Annotated in this window: 11 protein-coding genes; 7 read left to right on the plus strand and 4 right to left on the minus strand. The window is 63.0% G+C overall.

Annotated features, from left to right (window positions below):
* Position 1: 1 nt before the first annotated feature.
* Entirely contained in the window at positions 2–3115 is a 3114-nt protein-coding gene (locus U1A24_RS00705; RefSeq protein ID WP_322320068.1) for an efflux RND transporter permease subunit, read from the plus strand.
* A 174-nt stretch (positions 3116–3289) separates the two neighbouring features.
* On the opposite strand, the gene gfa is transcribed toward U1A24_RS00705, so the two are convergent.
* A complete protein-coding gene (gfa, locus tag U1A24_RS00710) occupies positions 3290–3862 on the minus strand; it encodes an S-(hydroxymethyl)glutathione synthase (protein WP_322320069.1) in 573 nt (190 codons plus the stop codon).
* A gap of 92 nt (positions 3863–3954) precedes the next feature.
* The gene (locus U1A24_RS00715; RefSeq protein ID WP_322320070.1) at positions 3955–5190 is read right to left on the minus strand and encodes a cation:proton antiporter; all 1236 of its coding nucleotides are present in this window, start codon (positions 5188–5190) and stop codon (positions 3955–3957) included.
* Between the two features lie 178 nt (positions 5191–5368).
* On the opposite strand from U1A24_RS00715, the gene U1A24_RS00720 reads away from it, so the two are divergent.
* The 3 genes from U1A24_RS00720 (at position 5369) to U1A24_RS00730 (ending at position 8475) form a co-directional block, all read left to right on the plus strand.
* Positions 5369–6589, plus strand: a complete 1221-nt coding sequence (locus tag U1A24_RS00720) for a winged helix-turn-helix domain-containing protein (protein WP_322320071.1) — start codon at positions 5369–5371, stop codon at positions 6587–6589.
* A gap of 64 nt (positions 6590–6653) precedes the next feature.
* The gene (locus U1A24_RS00725; RefSeq protein ID WP_322320072.1) at positions 6654–7736 is read left to right on the plus strand and encodes a trifunctional transcriptional activator/DNA repair protein Ada/methylated-DNA--[protein]-cysteine S-methyltransferase; all 1083 of its coding nucleotides are present in this window, start codon (positions 6654–6656) and stop codon (positions 7734–7736) included.
* Positions 7720–8475 (plus strand): isocitrate lyase/phosphoenolpyruvate mutase family protein, encoded by a 756-nt coding sequence (locus U1A24_RS00730; RefSeq protein ID WP_322320073.1) that lies wholly within the window; start codon positions 7720–7722, stop codon positions 8473–8475. The genes U1A24_RS00725 and U1A24_RS00730 overlap by 17 nt, the downstream gene beginning before the upstream one ends.
* A 175-nt stretch (positions 8476–8650) precedes the next feature.
* Here the strand turns inward: U1A24_RS00730 and U1A24_RS00735 are convergent, their stop codons facing one another.
* Complete coding sequence (locus tag U1A24_RS00735; protein ID WP_322320074.1) at positions 8651–10261, minus strand: DUF4139 domain-containing protein; 1611 nt, start codon at positions 10259–10261, stop codon at positions 8651–8653.
* Between the two features lie 124 nt (positions 10262–10385).
* Between U1A24_RS00735 and U1A24_RS00740 the strand changes: the two genes are divergently transcribed.
* Together U1A24_RS00740 and U1A24_RS00745 are read left to right on the plus strand one after the other, a co-directional pair.
* Positions 10386–11738, plus strand: coding sequence for an aspartate aminotransferase family protein (locus U1A24_RS00740; protein ID WP_322320075.1), 1353 nt, complete (start codon positions 10386–10388; stop codon positions 11736–11738).
* Positions 11739–11817: 79 nt separating this feature from the next.
* Complete coding sequence (locus U1A24_RS00745) at positions 11818–12267, plus strand: tetratricopeptide repeat protein (protein WP_322320076.1); 450 nt, start codon at positions 11818–11820, stop codon at positions 12265–12267.
* A gap of 39 nt (positions 12268–12306) precedes the next feature.
* Here the strand turns inward: U1A24_RS00745 and U1A24_RS00750 are convergent, their stop codons facing one another.
* Positions 12307–12879 carry a helix-turn-helix domain-containing protein gene (locus tag U1A24_RS00750; protein ID WP_322320077.1) on the minus strand — a complete coding sequence of 191 codons (573 nt, stop codon included), beginning with the start codon at positions 12877–12879 and terminating at the stop codon, positions 12307–12309.
* A gap of 113 nt (positions 12880–12992) precedes the next feature.
* Here U1A24_RS00750 and U1A24_RS00755 point away from each other — a divergent pair, with 113 nt between their 5' ends.
* Positions 12993–14945, plus strand: a complete 1953-nt coding sequence (locus U1A24_RS00755; RefSeq protein WP_322320078.1) for an FAD-dependent oxidoreductase — start codon at positions 12993–12995, stop codon at positions 14943–14945.
* Positions 14946–15001: the final 56 nt, after the last annotated feature.

A 15001-nucleotide genomic window follows, 5' to 3' on the forward strand; every position in this document is an offset into this window, starting at 1 on the left:
CATGGCGCGTTTTTTCATTCACCGCCCGGTCTTCGCCTGGGTTCTGGCGATTGTTGTGATGCTGGCGGGCGGCTATGCGCTGCTGCAACTGCCGGTCTCGCAATACCCCGATATCGCCCCCACCACGATCCGGGTGTCCGCAAGCTATGCTGGCGCGACAGCCGAAGCCGTGCAAACCTCTGTCACCGAGACGATTGAAGACGGCCTGACCGGGCTGGAAGGTCTGCTCTACACCGTGGGGTCGTCGTCAACAGGCCGCTCCAGCCTGACGCTGACCTTTGACGACAGCGTTGATCCCGATGATGCGCAAACCAACGTGCAGGCCAAGGTCGATCAGATCAACCGCCGCCTGCCCGATACCGTGCAAAGCTCTGGCGTCAGTGTCACCCGCTCGTCGTCGTCGATCCTGCTGGTCGGCTCGCTGGTGTCGGAGGATGGCAGCTACAGCACGGTGCAACTGGGTGACATCATGTCCTCTACCGTCGAGGGCGCGGTGTTGCGCACCGATGGCGTCGGCTCGATCAACTCGTTCGGCTCGGGCTATGCGATGCGGATCTGGCTGGATCCGATGAAACTGGCCGAGTTTTCGATGACCCCCGCCGATGTGGTCAATGCGGTGCAGGCGCAGAACACCACGGTGTCTATCGGCTCGCTGGGCTCGCAACCTGTGACCCGTGGCCAGCAATTCACCGCCACCATCACCGCGCAAAGCCAGTTGACCACGGTAGAACAGTTCGAGCAAATCCGCCTGACCACCACCGCCGCAGGCAACACCGTCCGCTTGGGGGATGTGGCCACGGTGGAGATCGGCAAAGCCACTTACGGCGGGGATTCGCGCTTTAACGGTGCCAATGCCTCGGGCTTCGGCGTCAATCTGGCCAGTGGGGCCAATGCGGTTGATACCGCCGCCGCTGTGCGCGCCACCCTCAGTGGGCTGGAAGCCGCCTTGCCGGAAGGCGTCAAGGTTCAATACGCCTATGACACCTCGCCCTTTGTCGAGCTGTCGATTGAAAAGGTGCAACACACCTTGCTGGAAGCCATTGGCCTCGTGTTCCTCGTCATTCTGCTGTTCCTGCAAAACTGGCGCGCCACGCTGATCCCGATCATCGCCGTGCCCATCGTGCTGCTTGGCACCTTCGGCGTCCTGGGTGTGCTGGGCTATTCGATCAACACCCTGACCATGTTCGCGATGGTGCTGGCCATCGGTCTGCTGGTCGATGATGCCATCGTCGTGGTGGAAAACGTCGAGAGGGTGATCGCTGAAGAAGGCTTACCCCCGGTGGAGGCCACCGAGAAAAGCATGACCCAGATCACCGGGGCCTTGATCGGCATCGCGTTGGTGCTGTCGGCGGTGTTCTTGCCAATGGCGTTCTCGTCTGGGTCCACCGGGGTGATCTACCGCCAATTCTCGGTCACCATCATCTCGGCGATGCTGCTTTCTGCCGCCGTCGCGCTGATCCTGACGCCTGCCATGTGCGCCACGATCCTGAAACCACACAAGGCGCATGGCACCGGCTGGCTCAGCGCCCCCGGCCGCGCCTTCAACACCGGCTTTGGCGCCGCCACCCGTGGCTATGCCAACATGCTGGGCGGCATCCTGAAATGGCCCTTCACCATGCTGCTGGTGCTGGCCGTGGTCAGCGGTGGCGTTTGGGCGATTTACAGCCAGATCAACGCCTCGTTCCTGCCCTCCGAGGATCAGGGCGTGCTGATGACCCGGATTTCGCTCTCGCAAGGCTCCACCACCGCATCGACGCTGGATGTGGTGCGGCAGGTCGAGGAATATCTGAACACCGAAGAAACCGCCGCCGTCGAATCCACCTTCGTCGCGATGGGCTTTGGCTTCAGCGGGTCCGGGCAAAATCAGGCGATGGTGTTTGTGAAGCTGCGCGATTTTGATGAACGCAGCAGCGCCGAGCTGTCGGCTTCGGCGGTCGCCGCGCGGGCCAATGCCAAGTTCAAGGCCCTGCGCGCAGGCACCGTGCAGTTCAACCAGCCGCCCGCGATTCAGGGCCTTGGCAATGCGGCTGGCTTCTCGATGTATCTGGTCGATCAATCCGCTGCGGGCAATGAGGCGTTGTTTGCCGCCGCCGCCGAACTGATCAAACAAGCCGCTGACAGTGGCCGCATTGTCAACCTGCGCAGCGGTGCGTCAGAGGATGAAGCCGCGCTCAAGCTGGTGATTGATCAGGAAAAAGCCGCAGCACTTGGCGTGTCTTTGACCGAGGTGAACGCCATGCTCTCGATCGTCTTCGCGGGCGATGAGGTCAACGATTTCCAACTGGGCAATTCGCTGCGCCCGGTGATCGTGCAGGGCATCGCCGGATCGCGGATGCAGCCCGAGGATGTGCTGGCTTGGTTTGCCCGCAACAGCGCCGGTGAGATGGTGCCATTCTCGGCGTTTTCGCGCACCGAATGGGCTCCGGTCGCCCCCAGTCTGGCCCGCATCGACGCGCTGCCAGCGGTTTCGATCAACGGATCGCAAGCCGATGGCACTTCGTCGGGCGAGGCGATGGAGGTGATGGAGCAACTCGTCGCAGCCATGCCCGGCGGCTATGGCGTGGCGTGGACCGATCTTTCCTATCAGGAACGCCAATCCGGCAATCAGGCCCCCTACCTTTACGCCTTGTCGGCGCTGGTGGTGTTCCTGTGTCTGGCGGCTTTGTATGAAAGCTGGGCGATCCCGCTGTCGGTGATGCTGGCGGTTCCGGTCGGCATCCTTGGCGCGCTGCTGGCGGCTTGGCTGTTTGGCCAATCCAACGATGTGTATTTCAAAGTCGGCCTTCTCACCACGATTGGTCTGGCCGCGAAAAACGCCATCCTGATCATCGAATTCGCCCGAGAGTTGGAAACCCATGGCCGCACCCCGGTGCAAGCCGCCCTTGAGGCCGCCCGCACCCGGTTACGCCCGATCCTGATGACCTCACTGGCGTTCATTCTGGGGGTGCTGCCCTTGGCCATCGCCACCGGGGCCGGGGCTGGCGCGCAAAACGCCATCGGCATCGGCGTGCTGGGCGGCATGCTTTCCGCCACCGTGCTGGGCATCTTCATGGTGCCGTCGTTCTACGTTGTGGTGCGCAAGCTGACGATGATGATGCGGCGGAAAGCGACTTAACCCTTCCCCTTGCCCGATTTGTTCCCAAACAAATCGGGCCGCGCCCGCCCAGTCAGGCGCGGCCCAATTTCCACAGCGACGGTTTGCGGCACAACACCCCTTGCTCAACGGCGTTCCGCCTTATGAGCAACGAACCGACAAACTCTGCCCCGCAGAGTTTGCCCTCGGTCCGGCTTACTTCAAAACCCCATTCGCCTTTGCCGTAAACGTCGCGATGTAATCCATCAGCCCCGGCGACAGCGCATCATAGGGCGGCAACCCCAACTCGTTCAGCCGCGCCCGGATGCCGTCCATCTTCGCGGGGTCCGTGCCGCCCTCGATCACCGAAGACACAAACGCCGCAAATGTCGGTGCCGCAAAACCCTCGGTCCCCGACAGCTCGGTATGGATGAACGACAGCCCGGTGAACGGGTGGTTCGGCCGCGTCACAGGCCCGTGCATATGCACACCGCAGCCGGTGCAGGCATGACGCCGGATCAACGCGTTGTCATCCACCACCGCCAGCTTGTCGGCATTCTTTGTGACCTTGACGTTGTCGGATGTCACCACCGACACCATCGAGAACGCCGCCCCCGCAGGTTTCCAGCATTTGGTGCAGCCGCAGACATGGTTGTGCAGACAGTCCGAGCCGATCTGCACCTCCACCGGGTTGGTCTTGCAATGACAGGTCAAGGTGCCGCCTGTGAAGCCAGCCTTACCCGGCTTCACCCCGCCATCAACAGACGGATGAATGGAAACAGATGCCATAAATTCCTCCCAGAATCGGCTCTCCTCCAGAGCCCTGCGCCAAGCCTAGGCCTGCGCAGCGAGTCGGGCAAGAAACTTGAACCGCAGGAAACTTACGCAACAGGTTCCGGGGGTTTGGCGGCATAGCGATCCGTCAGATGGAACAGCAACGGGTTCAACAGGATAGACACCAGCGCCGCCGCCACCACCAGATCGCGCGCCTCGACCGGCACGATTTCCAGCTTGACCCCCATGCCGACAAGGATGAACGAAAACTCGCCGACCTGCGCCAGACTGGCCGCCAGCACAAACCCCGCGCTGCGATCATGGCCAAACCAGCGCATCAGCCCATAGGCCGCCACTGACTTGATGCCAATCACGATCACCACCGTGCCGATCAGCGCCAAGGGCTGCGTCCAGATCACCGACGGATTGAACAGCATGCCAACCGAGACAAAGAACAACACCGCGAACGCATCGCGCAGCGGCAGCGTGTCCTTCATCGCCTGATTGGACAGGGTCGAGCTGGCCATCACCATGCCCGCAAAGAACGCCCCCAGCGCGAAGCTGACGCCAAAGAACACCGCCGAGCCGTAAGCCACGCCCAGGGCAATCGCCAGCACCGCCAGCCGGAACAACTCGCGCTGACCGGTGTGCATCGAGTAATGCAGCACCAGCGGAATCAGCCGCGCCCCCACGATCAGCATCAGGCCGACAAAGCCCGCAACCTTCATCCCGGTCAGCAACAGCGTCGCGCCCAAGGGGCCAAGGCCCCAGCTGGCGACCTCAGCCGCCTCACCTTCCACCGGCACTTCGACACCGCCCATCAGCCCGGCCAAAGGCGGGATCAGAACCAGCACCACCACCATCACCAGATCTTCGACGATCAGCCAGCCCACCGCCAGCCTGCCGGTCTCATCCTTCAAAATCCCGCGCGATTGCAGCGCCCGCAGCAGCACCACGGTCGAGGCCACCGACAGCGACAGGCCAAAAATCACCCCGGCCCCCAGCCCCCAGCCCATAGCATAGGCCAGCCCGACCCCCGCCACCGTCGCCACCGCGATCTGCCCCAAAGCCCCCGGAATCGCCGCCGCCTTCACCGCCAGCAAATCCTTCAGCGAGAAATGCAGACCCACCCCGAACATCAGCAGGATCACCCCGATCTCTGCCAACTCATTGGCCAGTTCCTGATTGGCGACAAACCCCGGCGTGAACGGCCCGATGATGACACCCGCCATCAGATAGCCCGCAATCAACGGCAATCGGAACCGATGCGCCACAAGTCCCAGCACAAAGGCCATAGACAAACCTATGGCAATAATCGCGATCAGCGGCGTGTCATGCGTCATCCAGAACTCCTTGGGGATATGGCTTAAACTGGGGCCTGCCCGCCTTGTGATCAACCTATTAAATCGAGTGTTTTAGTCACAATTTTCACGCCAATATGTCAGTATGTTACGACATGCCGCGCAGAGGATAAAAAACGTCGCTGTTGACCTCTCCGGCAGGCCTGCTACCCCTAGCGCCATGCTGCCGCTTTTGACAAACCCCGCTGCCCGCCGCCTGTTCCTGCACCGCCACGCACTGGCCGAGGCCCCCACCGGGCCAGCCACCGGTCAGGCCCTCGCCGACCTCATTCACCGCATTGGTTTCGTGCAGGTCGACAGCATCAACACCGTCGCGCGCGCGCATCACATGATCCTGTTTTCCCGCCGCCAAAGCTACAAACCCGCCGCGCTGAAATCCCTGCTGGAACGCGACCGCGCCCTCTTTGAACACTGGACGCATGACGCCTCGATCCTGCCCGTGCATCTGCACAGCCACTGGCACCACCGCTTTGCCCGCGACACCGAACGGCTGCACAGCAACTGGAAGTCGTGGTTCCGCGATGGCTATGAGGCGCAGTTCGACACCATCCTGCGCCGCATCCAAGATCATGGCCCCGTCACCACCTCAGACGTCGGCGAGGGTGAGACACGCGGCAAAGGCGGCTGGTGGGATTGGCACCCATCGAAAACCGCGCTGGAATGGCTGTGGCGCACCGGGCAACTTGCCATCGCAGGCCGCAACGGTTTCCAGAAAATCTATGACCTGACCGAACGGGTGATCCCCGAACCCCATCGCACCGCCCCCGATCTGGAAACCACAACCCACTGGGCCTGCACCTCGGCCCTCGACAACCTCGGCTTCGCCAACGCCACCGAGCTGCGCGCCTACTGGCACGCCTTGAAACCCGATGAGGTCAAGGCTTGGCTGAAAGCCGCCCTCGCGCGCGGTGAGATCATCGAGATTGAAATCGAAGGCGCCACCGGCCAGCGCCAACGCAGCTATGCCCGCCCCGATGTGCTGACCGCCGCCGAAAACGCGCCAGACCCCACCACCCGCCTGCGCCTCCTGTCGCCGTTCGACCCCGCCCTACGCGACCGCAACCGCGCCGAATTTCTGTTCGGCTTCTACTACCGCATCGAAGTCTTCGTCCCCGAACCCAAACGCCAATACGGTTATTACGTCTTCCCGGTGCTGGAAGGCAGCCGCCTGATTGGCCGCATCGACTGCAAATCTTTCCGCGACGACCGCTCCCTGCGCGTCAAAGCGTTCTGGCCCGAAGCCGGGGTGAAACTGGGCCAAGGCCGCGCAGCCAAACTGGAATCCGAACTCAGCCGCTGGGCCGCCTTCACCGATTGCGACCGGGTCGAATTCCAAGACGGCTGGCTGCGCGAAACCCTGCTGACCCGCCCGGCAGGATAAACAATCTGCAATAGACGCCCGATTTTCGACGCCACCCCGCGCGCGAGCCTGCTATCCTGCCGCCATGCTGTTCGATCTTCCAGACCACGACACCCTCTACGCCGCCCTATTGGCGCGCGACGCCCGCTATGACGGGCAGGCCTATGTTTGCGTCGCCTCCACCGGCATCTTCTGCCGCCTGACCTGCCCTGCCCGCAAGCCCTTGGCGCGCAACTGCAGCTTTCACCCCACGATAGCCGCCTGCCTGCAAGCGGGCTTTCGCGCCTGCAAACGCTGCCACCCCTTGCAAGCCGCAGCCAGCGCCGACCCCGCCATCACCACCCTGCTGCACGCCCTCGACGCCCGCCCAGACTACCGATGGTCCGAACCCGACATCACCCGCATGGGCTTCGATCCCTCCACCATCCGCCGCAGTTTCAAGCGCCAGTTCGGCATGACCTTCCTCGACATGGCCCGCCAACGCCGCCTGCGCGACGGCTTCACCACGCTCGCCTCGGGCAAAGTCATCACCGCCCAACACGACGCCGGGTTTTCCTCGCCCAGCGCCTTTCGCACCGCCTTCGCCCGCCTGCTCGGCTGCCCGCCCAGCGCACTGGCCACCGACGGCCTGCTGCGCGCCTCCTGGATCGCCACCCCCTTGGGCGACATGATCGCCGTCGCCTCGACCACCCACCTGCACCTGCTGGAATTCATCGACCGCACCGCCCTGCCGACCGAGCTGCAAGCCCTGCGCAAAGCCAGCAACACCAGCATCGGCATCGGCCGCACCCAGATCACCGACCAAGCCACAGCCGAGCTTGCCGCCTATTTCAACGGCCAGTCCGCCCGCTTCCAAACCCCGCTGCACCAACACGGCAGCAGCTTTGCCCGCGCCGTCTGGGCCGAACTCGCCCGCATCCCGGCAGGTGAAACCCGCAGCTACAGCGCCATCGCGCAAAGCTTGGATCGCCCCGAGGCCCCCCGCGCCGTTGCCCGCGCCAATGGGGCCAACCAGATCGCGCTGATGGTGCCCTGCCATCGCGTCATCGGCGCGGACGGTGCGCTGACCGGCTACGGCGGCGGGCTCTGGCGCAAACAGCGCCTGCTGGAAATCGAACGCCAATACACCTCCGCAACAAAGGCCACAGCCCATGTCACAAGCCGATAAAGCCCGCCACTTCAAAGCCTTGCACATCCCCGGCAATCCGCTGGTGCTGTATAACATCTGGGATGCAGGCAGCGCCAAAACCGTCGCCCACGCAGGCGCGCAAGCCCTTGCCACCGGAAGCTGGTCGGTTGCCGCCGCGCAAGGCTATGGTGACGGCGAAGCCCTGCCGCTCGATTTCGCCCTGCAAATCATCGCCCGCATCACTGCCAGCACCGACCTGCCCGTCAGCGTCGATTTCGAGGGCGGCTATGCCACCGACGCCACCCAGCTTGCCGCCAACGTCACCCGCGTCATCGCCACCGGAGCCATTGGCATCAATTTTGAAGACCAGATCGTCGGCGGCCAAGCCCTGCACCCCATCGCCGACCAAGTGCAACGCATCAAAGCCATCCGCCAAGCCGCCGACCAATCCGGCATCCCGCTGTTCATTAACGCCCGCACCGATCTGTTCCTGAAAACCCAAACCAACCAAGCCGCCCTTGTCGCCGAAGCCCTCACCCGCCAAACCGCCTATGCAGCCGCCGGGGCCGACGGTTTCTTCATCCCCGGCCTTGGCGACGAGGGCCTGATCACCGAAATCTGCCAAGCCTCCAGCCTGCCCGTCAACGTGATGATGCTCGGCAGCCTGACCTCGCTGCCCACCGCCGCCCGCGCCGGAGCCGCCCGCGCCAGCTTCGGCCCCGGCCCCTATCGTCTGGCGCAAGAAGACCTGAAAGCGCACACCGCAAAGCTGTTCTGAGCCCGCCGCCCCAGCCGGAACCGCCCAGTATTTGCTCTTTGCCAAATACTCCCGCCGGAGGCTTCCCCAAGCGCAAGCAACACCCCGAAGCGTCAAATATGAACAGGGGGTTAATGCCAATCATTAACCCCCTGTAATCATTCACGCAAAATTCTGTCCACGCGTGGACCGCGCCTTACTGCAACTCTTTCCCCTCCGGCCAGCTGATCACATGATCCAGTTGCACAGCCTTCTTCTCGCCCGCCCCCAACTCAAACTCCCAAGCCAACACCCCGCGCTGGCCGTCCACATCGACCTCAGAGGGCGCCGGATCGGCGGTATAGCTGATCTCCAATTCCTCTTGCTCGGAATAGGGCACCCCATCCACCAACCGCACCGGCCAGCTTTCCGCTGTCAGGTTCTCCACCTGCAACACCGCCTTCTCCTCGACCTGCGTCGAGTTGGACAAAATCCCGCGATCCCCCTCAGCCCGCAGCGGCATCTCCCGCTTCAACCGAATCCCCTCAATCGCTCCAAAAGCAATCTCCGCCTCATCCCCCGGCGCCACCACGCCTATCGAGGTCGCCCCCACCAGCACGCCTTCGCGCAGCAAGAACGCCTGTCCGGGCAGCAAAATCTCGCCGCTGTCATTGACAAACTTCGCCATCACAAACGCCGTCTGATCATAACGCGGCACCGCCCAAGCCTTGATCGTCGGCACCAGCGTAATTTCATCCAAGGCCAGCCGCAGGTTCTCGACCCCGCCTGCCACATCGACCTTCGCCGGGTAGTTATAAACCACCACATCGCCTTGGATCATCGGCGCACCTACCACCGCAGCTTCCATCACGGGCTCTGCTAAAGCCCCCATCTCGCCACCCGCCATCGCGTCTGATTTCGCCATCTCGACCGGATCAACCACCCGCCGCAATTCTGGCCACACCGTCGACGGCTCTGCCTGCGCCGAGGGCTGCGCGGTCGAAAGCGTCAGATCCACCGCTTTCCAATCCTCTCCGGAATATTGGCTAACCAGCACCCCACGCGCGATGCTCAGCTTCGGGTCTTTGCGGGTCAGCATCATGTCATAGACCGGCTGCCAACTGGCTTCCGAGACGTAATGCGTCACCACCAGATGCGCCGTTCCCGCCGTATCCGCCGTCACCGCCACCGACAGCCCGGTATAATCTGCCGCGCCCTGCGACAGCGCCTGTTGGCTGGCCTGCGCATCGGTCAGCAGCTTCTGCGCATCCTCCACCGCTTTCTGCGCCGCTGGCAGTCCAAGCCCAGCCGTCAAAGCCGCTTGCCGCGCCGCCAACACCTCAGCGCCAATCATGGCAGTCAAAGCCTTGACGCCATCCACCGTCACCGCAGCGCCTTCCGGCTTCACCCGGCGCAGAAAATCGGCCTGCGCCTCTGCCGCTTCAACCGATGCGCTGATCGCATCCACCCCAGCTTGCGCCGCCCGCACCCCCACTTCCGCAGCCTCAACCGCCGCTTTCGCGGCCACCACATCCGGGTCGGTGGAATCATCGCGCGGCGGCAATCGATCTGTGCGCAGGGAAAACGCGCCCAGCACCGCGCCGGTCGCTTGCAACCGGATCAACTCTGCTTGTGTGTCGGCGGGCAGGTCGGTGATCAGCAATTCACTCGCCCCGGCAGGTGCCGTGAATTCCACCTCGCGCGTCACCTGCGCGCCCTGCGGATAGACCGTGACCGCCGTGATATGGCTGCCGACCACGATCTGATCCGCCATCGCAGGCCCCGCCGCGATGCCCAAAGCCCAAGCCAACCCGATAAAATAGCGCATGAAAAATCCCCCCAAATCTGGGCAGAGGTTAGGCCGCAGCCGCCCCATCAAGCAAGTCCCCGTGCCACCCCTTGTCGGCAATTCTGCGCCCTGCCATGCTGGCCAAAATCAAAAGGCCCAAGCCATGACCGCAAAACCCGCCACCCTAAAGCCTGCCGCCCTCACCGCCACCACCGCTTTGCCAAAAGTCACCCACGGCCGCGGCAGCTATCTGTGGGATGCCTCGGGCAAGCAGTACATTGACGGCTCGGGCGGCCCCGCCGTCTATTGCCTCGGCCATGCCCACCCCGAGGTTAACGCCGCCATCACCGCGCAACTCGGCCAGATCGCCCATGGCTACCGCTATAACTTCAGCACCGACGCGCTGGAGGAGTTGACCGAGATTATCCGGGGCCACACCGGCAGCACCCTACGCGAGATGGTCTATGTGACGGGCGGCTCAGAGGCCGTGGAAAGCTGCCTGAAGATCGCCCTGCAATACCAAACCGCCATCGGCCAGAAATCCCGCCGCCGTTTCATCAGCCGCGAACGCTCGTGGCACGGCAACACCCTCGGAGCCTTGGGCGTCTCAGGCTTTGCCGAACGCACCGCCGCTTATGAGGGCGCGTTCATCCCCTCAATCAAACTCTCCCCCGCCAACGCCTATCGCCCCATCGCCGGGGCCACACCAGAAACCGCCGGAGAGGCCTGCGCGGCAGAGTTGGAAGCCGCCATCCTCACCCACGGCCCCGAGACCATCGCCGCCTTCATATTTGAACCCGTGGTCGGTGCCGCAGGCGGCTGCGTCCCCGCTCCTGACGGCTACGCCCAGCGCGTCCGCGAGATTTGCAGCAAATACGGCGTCTTGATGATCGCCGACGAAGTGATGTGTGGCGCGGGCCGCACCGGACCGTGGCGCGCCTTGCAACTTGACGGGGTTGAACCTGACATCATGTCCGTCGCCAAGGGCCTCGCAGGTGGCTACATGCCCCTAGGGGCCGCGATCTGCACCACCGCAGTCTGGGAGGCCATCCGCGCAAAAGATGGCGCTTTCGGCACCGGTCACACTTTCACCGGCCACACCGCCGCCTGCGCCGCCGGGGTCGCGGTGCAAAATATCGTCGCGCGCGAGGGCCTGCTCGCCCGCGTGGCCGCCAACGAATCCCGCCTGAAAAGCTGGCTGGCCGATGCTATGGGCGACCTCGACGCCATCGGCGATATTCGTGGTCGGGGCCATTTCATCTGTACCGAACTGGTGGCGGATCGCGCCTCCAAACGCCCGTTCGAGGCCTCCCGCCAACTGGCGCTGAAAATCCGCGCGCAGGCGATGCAGAACGGCCTGATCTGCTATCCGGTCAGCGGCAATGTCGATGGCACGAACGGCGATATCGTCATCCTCGCCCCGCCCTATAACTGCACAGATGCCGAACTGACCGAGATCGTCGATAAAACCGCAACCTCGATCCGTCAGGTGCTGATTTCTGAACGCTTGGCATGATTTTGCCTTGTCACACAGGCTTGATATCGCACATCTGTCACATCGGTTAGCGTGATCGCACCCATGAGGAGAAGCCAGAATGCCCCATATCCTGTCTTATGTTCTGATCGGCCTGTTTGGTCTGCTGGCCATGGCGCTTGACCCGGCGCAGGCCGCAGGCAGCGAGCCCACCGCCGACTCCGACCCGGCCTATACCGAGGCCAAGGCCAAGATCGCCGCCGCAGATTATGCGGGCGCACTGCCGCTTTTGGATCAGTTGACCACTGACCAGCCCGACAACGCCGATGCCTGGAACCTGCGCGGCTTTGCCAACCGCAAGCTGGGCAATATGGATGTGGCGGCGGTCTCGTATTCGACCGCACTGAAACTCAACCCCGGCCATCTTGGCGCGCTGGAATATCAGGGCGAGATGTATCTTCAGCTTGGCCAATCCGATGCCGCAAAGGCCAATCTGCAAACCCTGCAAGGCCTGTGCGGAAATTGCGAAGAGGCCAATGATCTGGCCGAAGCGATTGCCGAGGAAAGCTGATCGCCGCCCGAAAGCTCAACCAAGGGGCCACCCCCGCCGCTAAAAACTCGGCGGGCTGATCGCCCACAGCACCACCGCCTCCTCTGGCCCCGGATTGCGATAGCGATGCGGCTCGGCCGAGGAATAGCTACAGGTATCCCCCGCTTGCAGCAGGAAATGCCGCGCGCCGATCCAAAATTCCAACTGACCTTGCAGCACGAATCCCACCTCATCACCCTCATGGGTGTAGGATTGCTCGCTTTCGGTGCCCGCTGGCATCCGCGAGTAAATCATCTCGACCTGCAAACTCAGCTTTGGCGTCAGCAATTCATCCACAATGCCGCCCGCATAACGCAAGCTCAGCCGATTGTTGCGCCGGATCACATAGCCGCGCTCATCATCTGGCACCGGGGCTTCCCCGGCAAAGAACCACTGCACCGTCACCCCCAAGCCCTTGGCGATATTCACCAAAGCTGGGATAGAGGGGGAGGCCAGATTGCGCTCCAGCTGGCTGATATAGCCCAGCGACAGCCCCGCGGCGTCGGCCAGCTGCGCCAAAGTCAGCCCCCGCCGCTTGCGCAATCCACGGATGCGCTCGCCCAAGAAACCTGCGGGATCGTTCACTTCATCCATCGCTAAACCATGCCGCAGCTGCACAATAATCGCAACAAGTTTTGCCCATAGTAAAAATATCTTCCATTTTTTTACTGACCTGTTATCCAAGGCCCAGCAACGCCGAGGCCGCCATGACCAGCTTTCCCCATTTGTTCACTCCACTGACCCTGCGCCGCACGCAGCTGAAAAACCGCATCATGTCGACCGGGCATGACACCACGATGCCGACCGATGGCACCGTCAATCCCGCCCTGATTGCCTACCACCGCGCCCGCGCCAAGGGTGGCGTCGGCCTGATCATCACCCAGGTCGCGGGCGTGCATGAAACCGCGCGCTACACCTCGCATTTGCTGATGGCGACCACCGACGCCTGCATCCCCGGATATACCGAACTTGCGCAAGCCGTCCACGCCGAGGGTGCTACGATCCTGTCACAACTGTTCCATCCGGGGCGGGAAATCATGGAAAGCGCCGATGGTCTGCTGGCCGTCGCCTATGCGCCGTCAGCCGTGCCGAATGAACGCTTCCATGTGATGCCGCGCCCGTTAAGCCTTGCAATGATTGAAGAAATCATCGCAGGCTATGCCTCTGCCGCCCACCGCCTGCACCAAGCGGGCTTTGACGGGGTAGAGGTTGTCGCCTCGCACGGCTATCTGCCCGCGCAATTCCTCAATCCCCGCACCAACCTGCGCACCGACGCTTTCGGCGGCAACGACAGCAACCGCCAGCACTTCCTTGCCCGCGTGCTGACCGCCATCCGCGCCGCCACCGATGAGGATTTCATCATCGGCCTGCGCATTTCTGCAGGCGAACGCGATGATGAAGGTCTGACCATCCCCGAAGCATTGGCGGCCTGCAAAGCCCTCGAATCCGGCCTGGATTTCGTCAACGTCACCACGGGCACTTCGGCCTCGATCGGTGGCGCGGTGCATATCGCGGCCCCGATGGCCTTTGCGGCGGGCTATTTCGCCGCCGATGCCAGCACCTTCCGTAAGGCGTTGAAAATCCCGGTGTTCGTTGCGGGGCGGATCAACCAGCCGCAGGAAGCCGAGGCAATTATCGCCTCGGGCAAGGCGGATGTGTGCGGCATGACGCGGGCACTGATTTGTGATCCCAAGATGCCTGCCAAAGCCAAAGTTGGGGCTGTGGAAGATATTCGCGCCTGCATCGCCTGCAATCAGGCTTGCATCGGCCATTTTCATCGCGGCCTGCCGATTTCCTGTATTCAGCATCCCGAAACGGGCCGGGAACTGACTTATGGCAATCTGATACCTGCCTTAAAGCGCAAGAAGATCATGGTGGTGGGTGGCGGCCCTGCCGGGATGAAAGCCGCGATCACCGCCGCCAAACGCGGCCATGACGTGACGGTGTATGAGGCCGCCAGCCAGCTTGGCGGGCAGGCCTTGCTGGCGCAACTGCTGCCGAAACGGGCGGAGTTTGGCGGGATTGTCACCAACCTTTCCCGTGAAATGGAACTGGCGCAGGTCAAGGTGCGGCGCGGCGTGACGGTGACAGCGGGTCTCGTTCAGTCCGAGGCACCGGATTCCGTCATTCTCGCCACTGGCGCGCGTCCGCATGTGCCAGATTTGCCGACCGATGGGCAGATACAGATCGTCACTGCGTGGCAGGTGTTGCGGCGTGAGGTCAAACTGGGCGCGCGGGTTGTCGTCGCCGATTGGCGCTGCGATTGGATAGCACCGGGGATTGCCGAAATGGCCGCCCGCGATGGCGCGCAGGTGACTTTGGCGGTGAACGGCCTGCACCCCGGCGAAAGCCTGCCGCTTTATGTGCGCGACACGATGGCCGCCGATCTGCACCGCCTGCGCATCGACGTGCGCCCCTACGCCCGCCTGTTCGGCACCGCCGAGGATACGGTTTACCTGCAACACACCCCCAGCGGCGAAGCGATGGAGGTTTCCGGCGTCGATACGTTGGTTCTCAGCCTCGGTCATATCCCGGTCGATGGCTTGGCGGCAGAGTTGCAGGCCTTGGGCATTGCGGTGACGCAAATCGGCGATTGCCTCGCCCCGCGCACCGCCGAGGAAGCCGTTTACGATGGCCTGAAAGCAGGTGTCGCGGCTTGAAATCGTTCAGCTATCGTTAACCTTAACGAAAACCGTTCGGATTCTGGCAATGAAAA

The sequence above is a fragment of the Cypionkella sp. genome (genome assembly GCF_034376685.1).
Classification (GTDB): domain Bacteria; phylum Pseudomonadota; class Alphaproteobacteria; order Rhodobacterales; family Rhodobacteraceae; genus Cypionkella.